Genomic DNA, 20,434 nt, shown 5'->3' on the forward strand with positions numbered 1-20,434 from the left:
AAAAAAAACCCCGCTATAAAAGCGGGGTTTCTAAATGTGGTCGGCGAGAGAGGATGACTCGCCACTCCGTAGCTCGCCCTGCGGGCCGTTGCTGAAGCAACGTTCTTTCGCTCCGCTCAAGTCGAACCTCCTGCCCCGGAGGTTCTCATCCTCTGTGAAATTCGGACGAAAAAAAACCCCGCTATAAAAGCGGGGTTTCTAAATGTGGTCGGCGAGAGAGGATTCGAACCTCCGACCCACTGGTCCCAAACCAGTTGCGCTACCAAGCTGCGCTACTCGCCGATGTACTGCTTTTTGAATTTTTAGTTCAATTCATTTTAAGTCGTGGTGCGAGGGGGGGGACTCGAACCCCCACATCCAAAGGACACTAACACCTGAAGCTAGCGCGTCTACCAATTCCGCCACCTTCGCATTTCACAACTTTAAATAATGGGGTGGCTAATGGGATTCGAACCCACGACAACTGGAATCACAATCCAGGGCTCTACCAACTGAGCTATAGCCACCACTACAAATTCTTTTACGCGGTCCTGTTAATTTCACAGTCCACCGCAGCTCCAGCACCGGGTAAAATGGTGCGCCCGACAGGATTCGAACCTGAGACCTCTGCCTCCGGAGGGCAGCGCTCTATCCAGCTGAGCTACGGGCGCTTAGCGCCGTTGCGGGGCTGGATATTACGGACTTCCCCCCCCGCTGTCTAGTGCCTTTTTAAATAAAATGCGCGTTTGGTTACGCTTTGTGCGTTTTGTCGTTTATTTCTCCGCTTTTAGCCCTGCAGTATGCCGATTGAGACGTAAAACCTTATAGACCAGCGATACCACAGCCAAAAAGATGATGCCGACAAACAGCGACATACGGGTGTCATCGTTAAAACCCATACCAATTAATACGCAGATCAGGAACGCCATCGTTAAATAGTTCGCCCACGGGAAGAGGACCGAACGGAATAGATGCGTGGCAATCCTGGCTTTGTGCGCCTCGCGGAAACGCAGCTGGCTAATCAGAATGACAAACCACGGCACCATCCCTGGCAATACGCTGGCGCTGTAGACGTAGACAAACACGCGCTGCGGGTTAGGAATGATGTAGTTGAGACAGGAGCCCACCAGCAGAATAGCAATCGAGATGGCAACGCCCACTACCGGTACGCCGTGGCGCGATACCTTTGCCACCGCAGCAGGCAGCTGACGGTTTTTAGCTAATGCATAGAGCATGCGTCCGCAGCTGTACATTCCGCTGTTGCAGCCCGAAAGCGCAGCGGTGAGGACCACAAAGTTGATGATCCCTGCCGCCGCGGTAATGCCGATTTTAGCGAAGGTCAGCACAAACGGGCTGCCGTTGCTGCCGATCTCATTCCACGGGAAGATGGTGACGATAACGAAAATCGCCCCTACGTAGAAGATCAGAATACGCCACAGCACCTTGCCTACCGCGCTACGCAGCGTGACCTGCGGGTTTTTTGCCTCACCGGCGGTAATACCGATCAGCTCGACGCCCTGATACGAGGCGACAACGATACAGAGCGCGGTAAGGAAGCCCTTCCAGCCACCAGCAAAGAAGCCGCCGTGCTCGGTCAGGTTGCCAAAGCCAATGGCCTGCCCGCCGTTGCCGAAGCCATAGAAGATCACGCCGAGGCCGACGATAATCATCACCACAATGGTGGTGACTTTGATCATCGCAAACCAGAACTCAATCTCACCGTACAGGCGCACCGCAGCCAGATTAGCGAGCGCCACCAGCCCAACGGCAATCAGGGCCGGTATCCACTGCGCCATCTCCGGGAACCAGAACTGGACGTAGACGCCAATCGCGGTGATCTCAGAGATGCCCACCGCCATCCACATAAACCAGTATGACCAGGCCGTGAGATAGCCAAAGAACGGGCTCATATAGCGGTGCGCATAGACGGCGAACGATCCGGCTACCGGCTCAAGGAAGAGCATTTCGCCCATTGAGCGCATGATGAAGAAAACAAAAAGCCCGGCCACAATGTAGGCCAGTAATACTGACGGCCCTGCCCACTTCAGGGTGCTTGCCGCCCCCATAAACAGGCCAACGCCTATTGTACCGCCCAGGGCGATAAGTTCGATATGTCGTGCTTCCAGCCCACGCTGAAGCTCCGGTTTACTCTCGGCCATAAATCCTCTGTCGTGTTTACTACTGTCCCGACGCTGCGGGTTATCGTTATGAGTGCAATCTCAGCGCATTGCGGCCGCGGATTGATGCAATAGCACCGCGACGCCGCATTGAGCGAGCGAATGGTTTCTTAATTTCGCTGAAATGGCAAACGATGCATAAGAAAAATCAATAGAAAGCACAATAAAGCAGCAAACAGAGGCAGGTACGGCGCAGCAGAATCGCTGCGCCGTCACAGGATTAGAGCTGGCCGCGATAGTGCCAGGCGAGGTAGCGCAGCAGTCGCAGCTGGCGTGTGATGCGGCTGGGCTGTGACAGCAGGCGATAGAGCCACTCCAGGCCCATCCGCTGCCACACCTTTGGCGCACGCTTAACGTGACCAGTAAAAACGTCATAGGTGCCGCCGACGCCCATATAGAGCGCGTGCGGATAAACTTCCCGACAGTCGCGCATCAGCAGCTCCTGGCGCGGGGAGCCCATCGCCACGGTGACAATCTTTGCCCCGCTGTCGCGGACGCGCTCAAACAGCGCCTGGCGCTGCTCGGGCTGGAAGTAGCCATCCTGGCCGCCGACAATGTTCACCTGCCAGCGGTCGCGCAGCTGCTGTTGCGTCTGAGCCAGCACGCCAGGCTTGCCGCCGATCAGGAAAACCGGCGTCCCCTCTTGCCCGGCGCGCTCCATGAGCGCTTCCCAGAGATCGGCCCCCGCTACCCGCTCAACCACCGCCTGCGGGTACTTTTTGCGCATTGAGCGCACCACGCTGATCCCGTCCGCATACTTAAACTCGGCCGCCTCGATCAGCGCCCTGACCTGGGCGTCATCCTCAAGGGTCAGCATCTTCTCGGCGTTAATCGCCACCAGCGTGCCCTGCTTAAGCTCGCCACCGGCGAAGAGGAAATCCAGGGCGTGGGCCATGTTACGCCAGCCAATCAGCTTCAGGCCGCGCAGGGTATAGGTTGGCGCAGTAGTGGTGTCCGTCATGATGATATCCTTGTCAGGCTTGCGAGAGCGGGTGCGGTAATCGCCCGGCGCGTTTGTGGATCAGCCCCGCGCTATCGAACAGCCAGTAGAGCAGCTTCGCCATCAGCAGGCAGGCACCAAAGACCACGAGGAAGAAGACGACGCGAGAAACAAAGGCATCCAGCCCCTCGCGCGCCAGCACGATCATATTGAAGATGGCACCAAAACAGAAGCTGTGCAAAATCGCCGCCTTATAGCGGTTGCTCTCCCGGTTGCCCAGCTCATAAAGCCAGTCAAACCACTTAATGATCAGTCCAACCACGACCGCACCCAGCGGAATAAACCAGACGCCGCCCATTACCACCAGGGATCCGATCAGCGTCGGCGAGATCGCCAGCCCGGAGTGGTTGTTCAGCACTTCCCAAGTAAAGTAGTTCGCCGTGTTCAGCACAATGCCAGGCCTGTCCGGCCACAGCCAGGTAGGAATAAAGACGTAGAAGTCGCGCACGATAGGCGCAAGCCCCTGGAAGTCGATCTTGTCGTAGTTTTGCAGCAGAAGAGAGAGGTTCTCCCACGGCGAGAAGGTGTCACGGGTGAGATAGAGGAAGGTGTAAAACGCTTCGTCACCGCTCACCTGCAATCCGTAACGCTTCAGCGCCAGCCAGAACATCCCGACGATGCCCAGCACCCCTGCCGCCGCCAGCATCCACAGCGAGATCCAGCCGCGAATAATGCCGATAAACAGGAAAATGGCGAAGGCGATGATGATATTGGCCCGCGTGCCACCCACAATCATGTAGGTCAGCAGGCCAAAGGCAACGGTGCTCACCAGGAAGAAGATCCAGCCTCGGCCATCCTGGCGCAGGAAATAGACCACCAGCATGGCGGGAATAAAGAAGTAGAAGAAGCGCTTAAGCGCCACGCCGGAGACTTCACTCGAAAAGATTTGGCTATAGGAGTGCAGCCGGAACAGCAGGAAGCCGTTATGCATAAAGAAGATGCTGACGCTCACTAACGCGATAAGCATCAGCATCACCCACGCCAGATGCGTTTCCACGCGGTTCATGGTGAACAGGGGACGACGCGGCATGACCGCGGATGAGGGCCGCAGGCGCGTTTTATAGGTGACGTAGTAGATGGCGTAAAAGCAGACCGCGGCCAGCAGGGACTGCATCATCACCTCAGGCGGTGCAACCCCGACGTTGAAGCGAAAGACCAGGATGCTGGTGAGGGGAAAGCCAAAGAAAAACGTCAGCAAAAACAGCAGCGAAAAGAAGACGTTAAAGTTAAAACGTACGCGACGGAATTCAAACCAGGTCAGCGTGGCGATAAACAGCGATGCCAGTAGCCAGATGGCCAACAGACCCGAGAACGCAAGCTGGCTCATTGCGCACCTCCTGCAGCAATACGTAACGCCTCGTGCCAGGGCGTAAGGTAGTTAGGGCTAAAGAAGGTGATAGCGTTTTTATCCACCGCCGCCAGCTGCCGCTGGGCCTCGCGGACGACCGCCTCATCGAGCCTGTCGCCGGTAAACAGCACTGGGATGTGCTGCTCAACCATATCCTGCCAGAAGGGGTTCTCCCGGTTTAACACGCAGGGGACGCCTGCCTGGATCAGCAGACAGAGCGTGCCGATCCCCTGCTGGCGGGCAAAGATAAAGTAGCCCAAATCGCACCGGCGCAGCAGCGCCAGGTAGTCGTCAAATTCTAGCTTATCGGCAAGGATGCGCAGGTTCTCCGCGCTAAACAGCGCCAGACCGGCCTGGCGCACCTCGTCAATATATGCTTCGTTGTTGGCCGGGTAGCCCATCGGCACGATGACGTTAACCGTATCACCGAACTGCTGATGAACTGCCTTCAGGGCGGCAATATGCTCGTTGCTGCGATCCCCGGAGTTGCCGACCAGCACCGTCAGCGTGCCCTCGCGCTGCGTCTCCTGCGCCATCGTGTTAAGCGTGGGATCCATTCGCGTCGGGAAGTAGAGCAGTTCGCCGCGGACCTGCGGATGACGGCGGGCAAAAAAGTGCAGATCGCCACGGGTGGCAAAGATGCAGCCGACGCGCCGCTGGGCGAGACGCCGCAGCGGATAGAAAAGACGAAACTTCAGGCTTTGGGAAACCTCGTAGAGATCGGCTCCCCAGGCGTGCCAGTTAAACTGCTGAGGCTTAATGGCACCGCGCAGGAGGGCCAGCCAAAGGTCGGTATTGAACTGGCCGTGAAAGAAGAAGCGCTGCTGGCGATCGGCTTTGGCAAGGCTAATCACCGCCTGGGCCAGCGCTTTCTTAGTGTTAAAGAAGCGCAGCGTAAGCGCCGGGAACTGCGCGCGCCAGCGCTCGTCGTCGCCGCAGATCATAAATTCGCGAGCGTGCTCGCCCGTTGCCGCAAGGCTGTCGTTGAAAAAACGCAGCACGGTCAGGTTATGGTGTGGGATATCGGATCCCAAAACGTGAATCAGTGTAGTCATACCCTTTTACGCCAGAGTAGAAATACGCCACAACAGGTGGCGAAATAAACGATATAGGTAGCCATGTAGGCCTGTGACGCCCCTAACGCACCGTGCGCCGGAATGAGCCAGCGGGAAAAGGCCGTCAGCAGCGTAAACTGGCTCACTTCCGCCAGGATATAGAAGCTTAACGAGGCCCGGGCAATCACCAGATAGCCAAAAACGTATGCGCCAACTTTCAGGACGTCGCCAACCAGCTGCCAGGCAAAGAGATCGCGCATGGCGATAAACTTCTCTGAAAACAGCAGCCAGATTGCAAAATCACGCAGCAGCCAGACGGTAAAACTTGCCGCCGCCACCGCAGGCAGGACAAACCGCAGCGATTTGACGATCTCGCGGCTTATGGCCTGCTTCTCCGTTAGCCGCGAGAGCGTAGGCAGCAGATAGACGCTGAACGAGGCGGTGATAAATTGCAGATAGGCATCGGAGATGCTGCTCACCCCCTGCCAGATCCCGACCTCATCCCAGCCGTAGTGCGTCGCCAGCAGGTTTCGCATCATCACGTAGGCGACGGGAAGCGTCACGGAGGTGATCAGCGCCATCAGGGTAAACTTGCCCAGCTGTCCGGCCAGCGCACCGCTCCACTGCGGCTTAAGGTAGCCTAACGGCACGGTTTTACGGCGGATAAACAGCAGCAGCGCCGGGACGACGACCAGCGCCGGAACCAGCGCCAGGCCCAGCAGCGCGCCCTGGTAGCCGCCCAGCCGGTAGCAGGCGTAGTAGGCGATGACGCCGATAATGCTGCCACTAATCAGCGACAGCGCATTCCCGGCTGCGTCGCGAAAACCCTTCATAACTGCCAGCAGGAAGTTGGCCCACGCGATGCCCATCTGCACCAGCGCCACCAGCCTTACCAGCCCCTGAAAATGGGTGTGACCAAACAGCCCCTGACTGATGGGCGCGGCGGCCAGCAGAAAAACGATAGCCAACAGCGTCGAGAACCCCAGCACCATGGCGGATGAGGTGCCTACGACGGCGCGCAGCTGCGTCGGATCGTCGTGGTGCTGAGCGACAAATTTGGTGACGCCGTTAAAGATGCCGGCCCCGGCCAGCACGCCCAGCACCGTCACCAGCTGGCGGAAGTTACCCGCCTGCCCTACGCCCGAAGGACCAAAGGAGACCGCCAGCAGCTTAACCACCAGCAGTCCCGCGCCGATTTTGACCAGCGTGCTTGCCGCGGTCCACAGTGAAGCTTTTGCCAGCGACATCTTAGTTGAAGTAGCTCAGCAGCGTATTGATCACCGTGCGCTGGTTAACGAGCGAGAGATTGTAGAACAGCGGCAGGCGGAGCAAGCGCTCGCTCTCTTTCGTGGTATGGATATCTTCGCTAAAGAATTCACCAAAGCGCTCGCCAGCCGGGCTGGAGTGCAGTGGGATATAGTGGAACACCGCCAGGATCTCCGCCTCCTTGAGGAAAGCGATAAGCTTGCTGCGATCTTCATCGTCACGCAGCTTGATATAAAACATGTGCGCGTTGTGTTCGCATTCGGCCGGAATCGACGGCAGCTCAATACGCCCGGCACGGGCCAGCGGCGTCAGGGCATCAAAATAGGTTTGCCATAGCGCGAGACGCTGCTGGTTGATACGATCCGCCGCTTCCAGCTGCGCCCACAGATAGGCCGCCTGCAGATCCGACATCAGGTAGCTGGAGCCAATATCGCGCCAGGTGTATTTATCAACCTGACCGCGGAAGAACTGGCTGCGGTTGGTGCCCTTCTCGCGAATAACCTCAGCGCGTTCAACCAGCGCACGGTCGTTGATCAGCGTCGCACCGCCTTCGCCACCGGCGGTATAGTTTTTGGTCTCATGGAAGCTAAAGCAGCCGATATGGCCGATGGTCCCGAGCGCGCGCCCTTTGTAGGTCGACATCACTCCCTGCGCGGCATCCTCTACCACGTACAGGTTATGATGTTTCGCGATAGCCATAATGGTGTCCATCTCACAGGCCACGCCCGCATAGTGGACCGGCACGATGGCGCGCGTGTTCTCGGTGATCGCCGCCTCGATAAGGCGTTCATCAATATTCATGGTGTCTGGACGGACATCAACAAAGACAATCTTCGCTCCGCGCAGCACAAAGGCATTGGCGGTAGAGACGAAGGTGTAGCTGGGCATGATCACTTCATCGCCGGGCTGGATATCCAGCAGCAGCGCCGCCATCTCCAGCGAGGCGGTACAGGAGGGGGTCAACAGCACTTTGGCGCTGCCGAAACGCTGCTCCATCCACTGCTGGCAGCGGCGCGTGTAGCCGCCGTCGCCGCACAGCTTGCCGCTGCCCATCGCCGACTGCATGTAATCGAGTTCTGTACCCACAACCGGGGGCGCGTTAAAAGGGATCATAGAGTCACCTGTATAGCCAGTAGGCGGTGCTTTCCACGTTGGCACCGCTCTGAATGTAACGTTTAAGCGCCGCGGTATTCCCTACCTGGGTCGCGACGCGCAGAACCGAAAGCTGACGACGTTGCGCCCAGAGGAGCGCCGCCTGCATCAGGGCCTCCCCCGCACCGCGTCCGGCCAGCAGGCCAATACGCGCCTCGCTGTCGTTCAGCTGGCGCAGCGAAACAAAAGCACAGATCTCGCCGCTGGAGGCGCGCAGGACCAGGCACTCGTGGTCGAATGCGCCATTAACGGCGTTCTCAATCCACTGGGCATAGAAGCGTCCGCTGGCGTCTGCAGGATACCAGGGCGTACGAAACCGGCTCTGCGCGAAGGCGGTGGCTGCCAGCTGGCGCAGCGGGGCGATATCCGTCGCGGTCGCCACCTGCGCGCCGGGGTCGGTTATCGTTGCCGGTACGGCCAAGGCCAGATCCACCTCGCCCTCTACCAGCTGGAAACCCAGCCGCTGGAGCGCATCCAGCCGTGCGGTATCCGTCGCCGGGACCTTGACCTGCACCCGCTGCCACGCGGCCAACTGCGCCTCGCTCAGCGGTGCGGCATCGTCATTCAGCCGCACGATGGCGCTGGAGATCCCAAAGAACTGGTTCTCCCAGGTTAATGCTTCAACCGTACCGCGTACCGTCATGTTGCCGCCTTAGCGCCAGACGCCTTTGGTATCAATAATGTATTGCTGGGTAACATGCTCACCGGCAATGGCTTTGAACTCGCGATGATCCACCAGCATTACCAGCACATCCGCGTCGGCCAACGCCGCATCCAGGCTGACCAGCTGGCAGCTGTCTGCCAACTTCTTCGGCAGCTGATGAATGTTAGGCTCCACCACCAGCGTCTCACCGCTGTGCCACTGGGCAATGCTGTAGGCAATCTCCATCGCCGGGCTTTCCCGCAGATCGTCGATATTGGGCTTAAAGGCGAGACCAAAGCAGGCGATCTTGATTTCGCTGGCCCGCTTGTCGTTAGCCGTGAGGCAGTCTGCCACCGTCGCTTTAACTTGATTAAGCACCCAGTGCGGTTTGCTGTCGTTAACTTCACGGGCGGTACGGATCAGCCGCGCCTGCTGCGGGTTTTGCGCCACGATAAACCACGGGTCGACCGCGATACAGTGGCCGCCTACGCCCGGACCCGGCTGTAAGATATTGACGCGCGGGTGGCGGTTAGCGAGGCGGATCAGCTCCCAGACGTTGATGCCCTGGTCGGCACAGATCAGCGACAGCTCGTTAGCAAAAGCGATATTCACGTCGCGGAAGCTGTTCTCGGTCAGCTTGCACATCTCAGCGGTGCGGGCGTTAGTGACCACACACTCGCCTTCAAGGAAGATCTTATACAGCTCGCTGGCGCGGGCAGAGCACACCGGCGTCATGCCGCCAATGACCCGATCGTTTTTAATCAGCTCAACCATCACCTGGCCTGGCAGCACGCGCTCCGGGCAGTAGGCAACGTTGATATCCGCCTGCTCGCCAGCCTGTTGGGGGAAGGTGAGATCCGGGCGCAGATCCGCCAGCCACTGTGCCATTTGCTCGGTCGCGCCCACCGGCGAAGTCGACTCAAGGATCACCAGCGCGCCTTTTTTCAGGACTGGGGCGAGTGATTTTGCTGCCGCCTCAACATAGGCCATGTCCGGCTCGTGATCGCCTTTGAACGGCGTTGGCACCGCAATCAGGTAAGCATCTGCCTCGACCGGCGTGGTGCTGGCGTGCAGATACCCGCCCTCGACCGCGGCTTTCACGACGCGATCCAGCTCGGGTTCAACGATATGAATCTGCCCGCGATTGATGGTATCCACCGCATGCTGATTGATATCAACGCCGACGACGCGCTTCTGCCGTGAAGCAAAGGCCGCTGCGGTAGGCAATCCAATGTAGCCCAGGCCAATAACAGAGATGGTTGCAAAACTCATAGCGTTACCCGATTATTTTTAAGTGCGTGCAGAATACGTTCGCAGGCTTGTCCGTCACCGTAAGGGTTGTGTGCCCGGCTCATCGCCTGCCAGGCGTCATTGTCCCGCAGCAGGTGCGTGACTTCTTCAACGATACGCTGGCGATCGGTGCCCACCAGCCTTACCGTTCCGGCTTCGATGGCCTCCGGTCGCTCGGTGGTTTCCCGCATCACCAGCACCGGCTTGCCTAACGACGGTGCCTCTTCCTGAATACCGCCTGAATCCGTCAGGATCAGCCAGGCATGGGTCATCAGCCAGAGGAACGGCAGGTAGTCCTGCGGCTCAATTAAGATAATGTTTTTAACGTGTCCAAGGATGCGGTTCACCGGCTCGCTGACGTTGGGGTTCAGGTGTACCGGATAGACGATCTGCACATCCTGATGTTTAGCCGCAATGTCGACCAGCGCATGACAGATCTGCTCAAAGCCCTGGCCAAAGCTTTCGCGACGGTGGCCGGTGACCAGCACCAGCTTTTTAGATTCATCCAGGAATGGATATCGTGCTGCCAGTTCGCTGTGCAGGTTGTCGTTATTCAGTACCGTGTCACGCACCCAGAACAGCGCATCGATCACCGTATTGCCGGTGACAAAGATCTGCTTGTCCGGAATATTTTCGCGCAGCAGGTTCTGTCGGGCGTTCTGCGTCGGCGAGAAGTGATACATCGCCAAATGGCCCGTCAGCGTGCGGTTAGCCTCCTCCGGCCAGGGCGAGGAGAGATCGCCCGTGCGCAGCCCGGCCTCGACGTGCCCAACGGGAATACGTTGGTAAAAGGCCGCCAGACTGGCGGCAATCGTCGTTGTGGTATCACCGTGGACCAGCACGACGTCAGGCTTAAATGATTCGAGGATCGGCTTTAGCCCTTCGAGAATGCGGCAGGTTATTTCCGTCAGCCCCTGACCCGGCTGCATAATATCCAGGTCATAATCCGGAACAATGGAAAACAGGTTCAATACCTGGTCAAGCATCTCCCTGTGCTGCGCGGTCACGCAGACTTTGGCGTCAAAATAAGGGTCCTTTGCCAGCGCATGTACCAGAGGTGCCATCTTGATGGCTTCTGGTCGTGTGCCAAATACGGTAAGTACTTTCACAACGATTCTCTTCGATTAGATGATGAAGGCCCAGTGGCCTTCATATCAGGCAGCGCTTACAGTGAACGACGGCGCGTTAACGCAACACCAGCACCTATCAACGCCCCTACCATTCCCCACATAATCATCAGGAAGGCACGGCGCGGGCTATCGCGTTTTACCGGCTCTTCTGGCGTCCGCAAATAACGATATGTCTGAAAACGGGGATCGAGCGTGGGGCCAACGTTGAGGGTGTTCAGCATGGCTCGATTTTGATCATAGTCCAGATCGAACTCGGGCCCCACTGCCTGCAGGTTTTCCAGCCGCGCCTGCAGCATCGGGCGTCCTAACAGGAACATCTCCGAGTCGGGAAGCTCGTCAGGCGGAACCTCCGTCTCAGTGCGGGAGATATTGTGCTGCTCGGCCACTTTTAACGCCTGCTCAACGCTGTGCGCCCGACGTTTAAAGATGGCGTTCGCGACCTCTTCCTGACGTTTCACCTGGGCTTTCATCTGGATAGTGCGGGCCGCCCATGCGCCTTTCAGCTCATCGTTAAGATGGCTGGCCGCGCGCTGGCTGGCGAAAGCAATATACTGACGCAGCAGGTTATTGGAGTCAGGCGCGGTCTCCGCCGTCAGCTTGACGCTGTCGCTGAGGTTACGCTGCGCGTCGGCGGGGGTGTACTGAATATTGTTAATCAGCTCATCCAGCAGCGCGGCATCCGCCTTGCTGTTGCCCACCATCCGCTGCTTGTAGTAGTCAGTTTGCAGCCAAAAGTCACGGCGCGTATCCCATGATGCCATCTGCATAATGAACTCTTTATACGCTTCGTCCATGACCGAGGGCTGATCGACCGGTGCCAGGTTAGCTTTGACATCAAGATTGCGCAAAAACTGCTGCTGGGAGTAGAACCCGCCCAGCATGTTTACCGTGGGACGATCGGTGATGGCCGTTGCGCCCCACTCCTGCCTGGCAAAGAAGGTGTAGGCCAGCGCGATAAGCGCGAAGGCCAGCGCCACGCCAACAATCCACAATTTCCCCGCCCATAAAGTACGAAACAAACCGCGAATATCCAGTTCATTTTCCATACTTCCTGTATGTTTTCCCGACAATGGTTGAGTCATCGCTATCCCAGAATTACTTGGTTAGAGTTGGTTTATGTCCACTATTACGACGCATCTTACGTTTGACGCGTTTGATAAAGCGCGCCACTTTCCATGCCCGTTTAATGCACCAGCCGTACAGGAAGAAAGCTAGCACAAACAGTGCCAACATTACCCATTCGGGAATAAAATGCAGATATTCTGTGACGACGCCTACCGCGGCCAGCAGAGCTGCGGCCAGCGTAATCAGCACAAAAGCCTGGCGGGAGGTAAACCCGGCACGCATGATCAGATGGTGGATATGCTGACGGTCTGGTGAGAAAGGGCTCATCCCTTTGCGTAGGCGGCGGTACATGATAGCAACCATGTCCATCAGCGGAATGGCGATGATCCACAGTGCCGTCACCGGGCTAATCGGATGCGTCTGGCCCTGGGTCGTTTCCAGCAGGATCCAAATCACCGTAAAGCCAATCAGCGTACTGCCCGCATCGCCCATAAAGACCTTATAGCGGCGGCCGAGGATACCAAGGTTAAGCAGGATATAAGGGAGAATGGCGGCAATCATGGCAAAGCACCACATCGCCAGGCTCAGCTGACCGTCAAACCACAAAATGATGCCGATAGCGGCGAAGGAGACGCAGGAGAGCCCGCCCAGCAGGCCATCAATACCGTCAACCATATTAAAGGCGTTGATGGCGGCCCAGACGGCAAACAGCGTCAGGAAGAAGCCAAACGGTCCGAGCACCATCTCCCAGGTGCCAAAAATGTAGCCGAGACTGCTGAGATAAAGTTTACCCACCACCATCATGACAATAGCGATGATCGCCTGAACGGTGGCGCGAATTTTTACGCTGATATCAAAGCGGTCGTCTAACGCCCCAATGAAAACCAGTACACCAGCACACATCAGATAGAGCGCAGCATGCGGAATATAGTAGTCGGCAATAGCAAACGTATAGCAGATCCCCGCATAGACCGAGATACCGCCTACTAACGGGATCAATCCCTGATGACGTTTACGAAAGTTTGGTTTATCGACCAACCCTATCTTTTTTGCCACCTTGCGGGCAAAAAAGAGAAAGATAAACGTGAGTAAAAAAATACTGAATAACTCAGTAACCGCAGTGAGTAAATTCACAATGCATGCTCTCAGCAAATGTTGATCCCGGAAGTATAACGACGATGCCCCCTCTCCAAAAGAGATAAAGCAGGTCACATGCGGGCTCTATTGTATATTTTTCATTCAATTAGAACATAATCAGCTTGAATGCTTTGCATTACCACTACCAGCCATGGCCGACAGCGGATCCCCTGGCTATAGCCTATATTCCATAAATAAAAAACGCCACGTAAAAACGTGGCGTTTACAGGCTTTATTTAAGTTACGAGCGCTTCATCATATCGAAGAAGTCGTCGTTGGTTTTCGTCATCGCCAGTTTATTGATGAGGAACTCCATCGCGTCAATCTCACCCATCGGGTGAATGATTTTGCGCAGGATCCACATTTTCTGCAGCTCTTCCTGAGTGGTGAGCAGCTCTTCTTTACGCGTACCGGAGCGGTTGTAGTCGATAGCCGGGAAGACGCGTTTCTCAGCGATTTTACGCGCGAGATGCAGCTCCATGTTGCCGGTACCTTTAAACTCTTCGTAGATAACTTCATCCATTTTAGAGCCGGTATCCACCAGCGCGGTGGCGATGATGGTCAGGCTACCGCCCTCTTCCACGTTACGCGCAGCACCGAAGAAGCGTTTCGGACGGTGCAGGGCGTTGGCATCCACACCACCGGTCAGTACCTTGCCAGAGGCCGGTACGACGGTGTTATAAGCACGCGCCAGACGGGTGATGGAGTCGAGCAGAATGATAACGTCTTTTTTATGCTCAACCAGACGCTTCGCTTTCTCGATCACCATCTCGGCAACCTGAACGTGGCGAGACGCGGGCTCATCAAAGGTAGACGCAACCACTTCGCCTTTAACCAGACGCTGCATCTCGGTCACTTCTTCCGGACGTTCGTCGATCAGCAGCACCATCAGGACACAGTCCGGGTGGTTGTAGGCAATGCTCTGGGCGATGTTCTGCAGCAGCATGGTCTTACCCGCTTTCGGCGGTGCAACGATCAGGCCACGCTGGCCGCGGCCAATCGGCGATGCCAGGTCCAGAACACGGGCGGTTAAATCTTCCGTTGAACCGTTACCGCGCTCCATACGCAGACGCGAGTTGGCGTGCAGCGGGGTTAAGTTTTCAAACAGGATCTTATTGCGCGAGTTTTCCGGTTTGTCGTAGTTAACCTCATTAACCTTCAACAGCGCAAAGTAACGTTCACCCTCTTTCGGAGGACGAATCTTACCTGAAATGGTGTCACCAGTGCGGAGGTTGAAACGGCGGATTTGGCTAGGGGATACGTAGATGTCATCAGGACCGGCGAGGTAGGAGCTGTCTGCGGAGCGGAGGAAACCAAATCCGTCCTGCAATATCTCTAACACACCGTCGCCAAAGATATCTTCGCCACTCTTAGCATGCTGCTTCAGGATGGCAAAAATGATGTCCTGCTTGCGCATACGAGCCTGGTTTTCCAGACCCATATTTTCGCCGAGAGTAATCAGCTCAGAAACCGGCGTATTCTTTAATTCGGTAAGATTCATAGTGGTGTGGGTTCTTAAACTCGGGGTAAATCTCGAACTTAATTTGTGAATGGTATGGCAGGATCATCCATGCCTGTTAGCGGCCATCAACTCATGTCTGTTCGCTGTCTGCTTACAGGAAGAACACAGAACTGAAACGACAAGACGGATTGAGTGACAAGCCCGGAATCTATCCACTTCTCTCGCGGCGCGGTGGCTGGCGGGAAGCATCGGGTACAACACGGTTCAAACTGACAAGGTTCAAACGACAAAGATATGTTTATTTCGAAGTCAAAACTAACTTAGCACGACTAAAGCCGGGCGTCCAGCAATCCACTAAAATTAGGAGAGCCAGACGCCAGGTGGGTAGAGCCCTTACGCCAGGTTAGCGTCGAGGAACTCTTTCAGCTGCCCTTTGGAGAGCGCGCCGACCTTGGTGGCCGCCACTTCGCCGTTTTTGAACAGCAGCAGGGTCGGGATACCGCGGATGCCGTATTTCGGCGCGGTGCCAGGGTTCTGGTCGATGTTCAGCTTCGCTACGGTCAGCTTGCCCTGGTACTCGTCAGCGATCTCATCCAGAATCGGGGCGATCATTTTGCACGGACCGCACCACTCTGCCCAGAAATCGACGAGGGTCAGCCCTTCCGCTTTGAGTACGTCCGTGTCAAAACTGTCGTCGGTCAGGTGAATAATTTTATCGCTCATATTTACTCCACAGGATTATGTCTACCTTATTAAGGTCTGTAGCATAGCCTGGCTAAAGGTTGACGTTATTTCACCCCGTTTATTTGAACGGATGTGCTTTCGTAAAGCAATAGTAAACTGATATTCTACCACACTATGAGCAAAACACATTTAACAGAACAGAAGTTTTCCGACTTCGCCCTGCACCCGAAGGTGATTGAAGCCCTTGAAAATAAAGGCTTTCATAACTGCACCCCCATCCAGGCACTCGCCCTTCCGCTGACGTTGGCGGGTCGGGATGTAGCGGGACAGGCGCAAACCGGTACCGGCAAAACGATGGCGTTTCTGACGTCAACGTTTCATTATCTTCTCTCTCACCCGGCGATCGAAGACCGCAAGGTGAACCAACCGCGCGCGCTGATCATGGCTCCAACCCGTGAGCTGGCGGTGCAAATTCATGCCGATGCTGAGCCGCTGGCCCAGACCACCGGCCTGAAACTGGGCCTCGCCTACGGCGGCGACGGCTATGACAAACAGCTTAAGGTGCTGGAGAGCGGGGTTGATATTCTCATCGGCACCACCGGCCGCCTGATCGATTACGCGAAACAGAACCATATCAACCTGGGCGCGATCCAGGTCGTGGTGCTGGACGAAGCCGACCGCATGTACGATCTCGGCTTTATTAAAGACATTCGCTGGCTGTTCCGTCGCATGCCTGCGACAGATCAGCGTCTGAACATGCTCTTCTCTGCGACGCTCTCCTACCGCGTGCGTGAGCTGGCGTTTGAGCAGATGAACAACGCTGAGTATGTAGAAGTGGAACCGGAACAGAAAACCGGCCACCGTATTAAAGAAGAGCTTTTCTATCCGTCTAACGAAGAGAAAATGCGTCTGCTGCAAACGCTGATCGAAGAGGAGTGGCCGGATCGCGCCATCATCTTCGCCAACACTAAACACCGCTGTGAAGATATCTGGGGCCACCTGGCTGCCGATGGTCACCGCGTTGGGCTGTTGACCGGCGACGTGCCGCAGAAAAAACGCCTGCGGATCCTCGAAGAATTTACCCGTGGCGATATAGACATTCTGGTAGCGACTGACGTTGCCGCTCGTGGCCTGCATATTCCGGCCGTGACCCACGTCTTTAACTACGATCTGCCGGACGACTGCGAAGACTATGTCCACCGTATTGGCCGTACCGGTCGCGCTGGCGCAAGCGGCAATTCAATCAGCCTTGCCTGTGAAGAGTATGCCCTGAACCTGCCGGCTATCGAGACCTACATCGATCACTCGATTCCGGTGAGCAAATACAATCCGGATGCGCTCCTGAGCGAGCTGCCCCCGCCGAAGCGCCTGCCTCGTGCACGTCCAGGCAATGGCCCACGCCGCACCGGTGGTGGTGCACCACGTAACAGACGTCGTTCAGGTTAATGCCCTATGCTCACCTCTAACTCGCTCTATGCCGCTATTGATTTAGGTTCGAATAGTTTTCATATGCTGGTTGTGCGCGAGGTGGCGGGGAGCATACAGACCTTAACCCGTATCAAACGTAAAGTACGCCTGGCGGCAGGGCTAGACCGGGATAACCGGCTCTCCCCGGACGCCATGGCGCGCGGCTGGCAGTGCCTGCGCCTGTTTGCTGAACGGCTGCAGGATATCCCACCCATGCAGATCCGGGTGGTTGCCACCGCGACCCTGCGCCTTGCCGTTAACGCCGAGCAGTTTCTTGCCACCGCGCAGGAGATTTTAGGCACATCGGTGCAGGTGATCAGTGGTGAAGACGAGGCGCGGCTGATCTATCAGGGCGTGGCTCATACCACCGGCGGCGATGACCGACGTCTGGTCGTCGATATCGGCGGTGCCAGTACCGAGCTAGTCACCGGCACTGGCGCGCAGGCCACCTCGCTCTTTAGCCTGTCGATGGGCTGTGTCACCTGGCTTGAACGCTTCTTTGCCGATCGCAATCTGACCCAGGACAATTTCGACGCGGCAGAAAAAGCGGCACGGGAGGTTCTCCTGCCGGTGGCCGATGCGTTGCGTCGTCACGGCTGGAAAATCTGTGTGGGGGCATCCGGCACCGTCCAGGCGCTGCAGGAGATCATGATGGCGCAGGGCATGGATGAGTGCATCACCCTTGCTAAACTGCAGCAGCTAAAGCAGCGCGCTATTCAGTGTGGTCGTCTGGAAGAGCTGGAGATTGAAGGGCTCACGCTTGAGCGGGCGCTGGTCTTCCCGAGCGGCCTCGCCATTCTGATCGCTATCTTTAGCGAGCTGGAGGTTCAGGGTATGACCCTGGCCGGTGGCGCGCTGCGTGAGGGACTGGTCTACGGCATGCTGCATCTGCCCGTCGATCACGATATTCGCAGCCGCACGCTACGCAATCTTCAGCGCCGATTTATGGTCGATTCCGGTCAGGCCCAGCGCGTGGCCCAGCTGGCTTCCCGCTTTGCGGAGCAGGTTCAGGCTGAATGGCAGCTGGAGCCATTAAGCTGCGAACTGCTGATCGGCGCCTGTCATCTGCATGAGATTGGCCTGAGCGTCGATTTTAAGCACGCTTCCCAGCACGCCGCCTATCTGGTGCGTAATCTGGATCTGCCCGGCTTTACGCCCGCGCAGAAGAAGCTGCTGGCGACCCTGCTGCTCAATCAGACTAACCCGGTTGACCTCTCCTCGCTGCACCAGCAAAACGCCGTACCGCCGCGTACCGCGGAGCACCTCTGTCGTCTTCTACGCCTGGCGATCATCTTTGCCAGTCGGCGTAGGGATGAGTTTTTACCCGATGTCGCCCTGACTGCCCACGGCGAGGCGTTAACGCTCACGCTGCCTGAAGGCTGGCTGGCGACGCACCCGCTGGGTGCTGAGACGCTCCACCAGGAGTGCCAGTGGCAGAGCTACGTTCACTGGGCGCTGGCGGTCAACTAGTCGGTTTTGTCGGGTGGCGCTGCGCCTACCCGACCTACCGGTTCCATTACTATTTAGCCTTGGCTTTCGCCATCATTGCCCGAATATTGGCAATACTCGCCTGTCCCTTGTGCATCCGCTCTTCGGCACTTACCACTTTACGCTCCTGCTCCCAGAGCAGATCGTCCTGCGGCAGCTCCAGCAGGAAGCGACTCGGCTCTGGACGCACCAGCTCGCCATACTGACGACGCTCTTTGCACAGGGTAAAATTCAGCTCTTTTTGTGCCCGGGTGATGCCGACGTAGGCCAGTCGACGCTCTTCGTCGATATTCTCCTCGTCGATGCTGCTCTGGTGAGGCAGCAGCCCCTCTTCCATGCCGACCAGGAAAACGTAAGGAAACTCCAGGCCTTTGGAGGCGTGCAGGGTCATCAGCTGAACCTGATCCGACTCCTCATCGCTTTCGCCCCGCTCCATCATGTCGCGCAGGGTAAAGCGCGTCACCACCTGGGTGAGGGTCATCGGCTCGTCGATCTCCGACCCTTCCAGCATCTCGGTCATCCAGCTAAAGAGCGTGTTGACGTTTTTCATCCGCATCTCAGCCGCCTTGGGGCTGGGCGAGGTTTCAAACAGCCAGGATTCGTAATCGATACCGTGGATAAGGTCGCGCACTGCGGCAATCGGCTCCCGTTCAGAGAGACGCTGCACTTCGCTTAGCCAGTGGGTAAAGCGGGTCAGCGACTCGTATCCGCGCCCGCTCAGCGTTTGGGTAAGCCCCATGTCAAAGCTGGCGGCAAACAGCCCTTTGTTGCGTGAGTTGGCCCACTCCCCCAGCTTTTGCAGCGTCGCCGGCCCGATCTCACGCTTCGGCGTGTTAACGATACGCAGGAAGGCGCTATCGTCGTCCGGGTTGGTCAGCACCCGCAGGTAGGCCAGCAGGTCTTTGATCTCCGGACGGGAGAAGAACGAGGTTCCGCCCGAAATACGGTACGGAATACGGTTCTGCATCAGGAATTTTTCAAATACCCGCGACTGATGGTTACCGCGATAGAGAATGGCGTAATCTTTGTACTGGGTCTTATTGATAAAGTGGTGCGCAATCAGCTCGCCCGTGACGCGCTCGGCCTCATGCTCTTCATGGTTAGCGCTGATCACCTTCAGCTCTGGCCCATATCCCAGTTCTGAAAAGAGCTTTTTTTCAAAAACGTGTGGGTTATTGGCGATCAGAATATTGGCCGCCTTGAGGATACGCCCCGATGAACGATAGTTCTGCTCCAGCTTGATCACCTGCAATGCCGGGAAATCCTGGCTAAGCAGGACCAGGTTCTGCGGTCGTGCCCCACGCCAAGAGTAGATCGACTGATCGTCATCGCCTACCACCGTAAAGCGCGCCCGCGCGCCCACCAGCAGCTTAACCAATTCGTACTGGCTGGTGTTGGTATCCTGATACTCATCCACCAGCAGATAGCGGATCTTGTTCTGCCAGCGCTCGCGCACCTCTTCGTTGCGCTGGAGCAGCAGGGTTGGCAGCAGGATCAGGTCATCGAAGTCCAGCACGTTACAGGCCTTCATATGGGCGTCATACAGGCTGTAGCAGTGGGCAAAAATGCGGTCCCGCTCGCCCCTGGCCTGCGCTGCCGCCTGCGCCGGGGTCATAAGATCGTTTTTCCAGTTGGAGATCGTCGAGATCAGCTGCTGCAGGATCGTTTTCTCATCTTCGATCAGCCCCTCGGTGAGATCCTTGAGCAACGCGACCTGATCGGTATCGTCAAAGAGCGAAAAGTTGGATTTCATGCCCAGTGCGGCATACTCGCGCTTGATGATATCCAGCCCCAGGGTGTGAAAGGTGGAGATCATCAGCCCGCGCGCCTCTTTGCGCCCCAGCGTCTGGCCCACACGCTCTTTCATCTCGCGTGCGGCTTTGTTGGTAAAGGTCACTGCCGCGATATGCCGGGCCTGGTAGCCGCAGCCGCGGATCAGGTGCGCTATCTTGTTGGTAATGACGCGAGTTTTACCGGATCCAGCCCCTGCCAGTACCAGGCAGGGTCCGGTGACAAATTCGACGGCTTGCTGTTGCCCTGGATTTAGACGCATGGGATCACTCAATGAAAGTCGGGAGAGGAGAAAAAACG

Annotated in this window: 16 protein-coding genes, 4 tRNA genes and 1 other RNA gene; 2 read left to right on the forward strand and 19 right to left on the reverse strand. The window is 56.9% G+C overall.

What is annotated here, in order from left to right:
• Positions 1-37: 37 nt before the first annotated feature.
• The 18 genes from EV102420_RS20935 to trxA form a co-directional block, all read right to left on the reverse strand.
• Positions 38-170, reverse strand: a non-coding RNA gene (locus EV102420_RS20935) — RtT sRNA.
• Positions 171-205: 35 nt separating this feature from the next.
• Positions 206-282: transfer RNA gene (locus EV102420_RS18460), tRNA-Pro, on the reverse strand.
• Positions 283-325: 43 nt separating this feature from the next.
• Positions 326-411 (reverse strand) — tRNA-Leu (locus EV102420_RS18465).
• Between the two features lie 19 nt (positions 412-430).
• A tRNA-His gene (locus tag EV102420_RS18470) sits at positions 431-506 on the reverse strand.
• Between the two features lie 67 nt (positions 507-573).
• A tRNA-Arg gene (locus EV102420_RS18475) sits at positions 574-650 on the reverse strand.
• A gap of 102 nt (positions 651-752) precedes the next feature.
• Positions 753-2,138: a bifunctional threonine/serine APC transporter ThrP gene (thrP, locus tag EV102420_RS18480; RefSeq protein WP_042394968.1), complete on the reverse strand. Its 1,386-nt coding sequence runs from the start codon at positions 2,136-2,138 to the stop codon at positions 753-755.
• A gap of 238 nt (positions 2,139-2,376) precedes the next feature.
• Positions 2,377-3,117 (reverse strand): lipopolysaccharide N-acetylmannosaminouronosyltransferase, encoded by a 741-nt coding sequence (gene wecG, locus EV102420_RS18485; RefSeq protein WP_042394972.1) that lies wholly within the window; start codon positions 3,115-3,117, stop codon positions 2,377-2,379.
• A gap of 13 nt (positions 3,118-3,130) precedes the next feature.
• Positions 3,131-4,483, reverse strand: a complete 1,353-nt coding sequence (gene wzyE, locus EV102420_RS18490; protein WP_042394974.1) for an ECA oligosaccharide polymerase — start codon at positions 4,481-4,483, stop codon at positions 3,131-3,133.
• Positions 4,480-5,559 (reverse strand): TDP-N-acetylfucosamine:lipid II N-acetylfucosaminyltransferase, encoded by a 1,080-nt coding sequence (locus EV102420_RS18495; RefSeq protein ID WP_042394975.1) that lies wholly within the window; start codon positions 5,557-5,559, stop codon positions 4,480-4,482. Before EV102420_RS18495 ends, wzyE begins: the two co-directional genes overlap by 4 nt.
• Complete coding sequence (wzxE, locus tag EV102420_RS18500) at positions 5,556-6,806, reverse strand: lipid III flippase WzxE (protein WP_042394977.1); 1,251 nt, start codon at positions 6,804-6,806, stop codon at positions 5,556-5,558. Before wzxE ends, EV102420_RS18495 begins: the two co-directional genes overlap by 4 nt.
• A 1-nt stretch (position 6,807) precedes the next feature.
• Positions 6,808-7,938 (reverse strand): dTDP-4-amino-4,6-dideoxygalactose transaminase, encoded by a 1,131-nt coding sequence (gene rffA, locus EV102420_RS18505; RefSeq protein ID WP_042394979.1) that lies wholly within the window; start codon positions 7,936-7,938, stop codon positions 6,808-6,810.
• A gap of 4 nt (positions 7,939-7,942) precedes the next feature.
• Positions 7,943-8,620 (reverse strand): dTDP-4-amino-4,6-dideoxy-D-galactose acyltransferase, encoded by a 678-nt coding sequence (gene rffC / locus EV102420_RS18510; RefSeq protein WP_042394981.1) that lies wholly within the window; start codon positions 8,618-8,620, stop codon positions 7,943-7,945.
• A gap of 9 nt (positions 8,621-8,629) precedes the next feature.
• Positions 8,630-9,892, reverse strand: coding sequence for a UDP-N-acetyl-D-mannosamine dehydrogenase (gene wecC, locus EV102420_RS18515; protein ID WP_042394983.1), 1,263 nt, complete (start codon positions 9,890-9,892; stop codon positions 8,630-8,632).
• Positions 9,889-11,019, reverse strand: coding sequence for a non-hydrolyzing UDP-N-acetylglucosamine 2-epimerase (wecB, locus tag EV102420_RS18520; RefSeq protein WP_042394985.1), 1,131 nt, complete (start codon positions 11,017-11,019; stop codon positions 9,889-9,891). The genes wecC and wecB overlap by 4 nt, the downstream gene beginning before the upstream one ends.
• 56 nt (positions 11,020-11,075) lie before the next feature.
• Positions 11,076-12,122 (reverse strand): ECA polysaccharide chain length modulation protein, encoded by a 1,047-nt coding sequence (gene wzzE / locus EV102420_RS18525; protein WP_042394988.1) that lies wholly within the window; start codon positions 12,120-12,122, stop codon positions 11,076-11,078.
• A 13-nt stretch (positions 12,123-12,135) separates the two neighbouring features.
• Positions 12,136-13,239, reverse strand: a complete 1,104-nt coding sequence (gene wecA / locus EV102420_RS18530) for a UDP-N-acetylglucosamine--undecaprenyl-phosphate N-acetylglucosaminephosphotransferase (protein WP_042394991.1) — start codon at positions 13,237-13,239, stop codon at positions 12,136-12,138.
• A gap of 244 nt (positions 13,240-13,483) precedes the next feature.
• The gene (gene rho / locus EV102420_RS18535) at positions 13,484-14,743 is read right to left on the reverse strand and encodes a transcription termination factor Rho (protein WP_042394994.1); all 1,260 of its coding nucleotides are present in this window, start codon (positions 14,741-14,743) and stop codon (positions 13,484-13,486) included.
• Positions 14,744-15,097: 354 nt separating this feature from the next.
• A complete protein-coding gene (gene trxA, locus EV102420_RS18540; protein WP_042394997.1) occupies positions 15,098-15,427 on the reverse strand; it encodes a thioredoxin TrxA in 330 nt (109 codons plus the stop codon).
• A gap of 135 nt (positions 15,428-15,562) precedes the next feature.
• Here trxA and rhlB point away from each other — a divergent pair, with 135 nt between their 5' ends.
• Both rhlB and gppA read left to right on the forward strand, forming a co-directional pair.
• Complete coding sequence (gene rhlB, locus EV102420_RS18545) at positions 15,563-16,834, forward strand: ATP-dependent RNA helicase RhlB (protein ID WP_042395000.1); 1,272 nt, start codon at positions 15,563-15,565, stop codon at positions 16,832-16,834.
• 6 nt (positions 16,835-16,840) lie between these two features.
• Positions 16,841-18,325: a guanosine-5'-triphosphate,3'-diphosphate diphosphatase gene (gene gppA, locus EV102420_RS18550; RefSeq protein WP_042395004.1), complete on the forward strand. Its 1,485-nt coding sequence runs from the start codon at positions 16,841-16,843 to the stop codon at positions 18,323-18,325.
• A 49-nt stretch (positions 18,326-18,374) separates the two neighbouring features.
• Here the strand turns inward: gppA and rep are convergent, their stop codons facing one another.
• A complete protein-coding gene (rep, locus tag EV102420_RS18555; RefSeq protein ID WP_042395007.1) occupies positions 18,375-20,396 on the reverse strand; it encodes a DNA helicase Rep in 2,022 nt (673 codons plus the stop codon).
• Between the last annotated feature and the right edge of the window lie 38 nt (positions 20,397-20,434).

Source organism: Pseudescherichia vulneris NBRC 102420 (assembly GCF_000759795.1).
Lineage (GTDB): Bacteria > Pseudomonadota > Gammaproteobacteria > Enterobacterales > Enterobacteriaceae > Pseudescherichia > Pseudescherichia vulneris.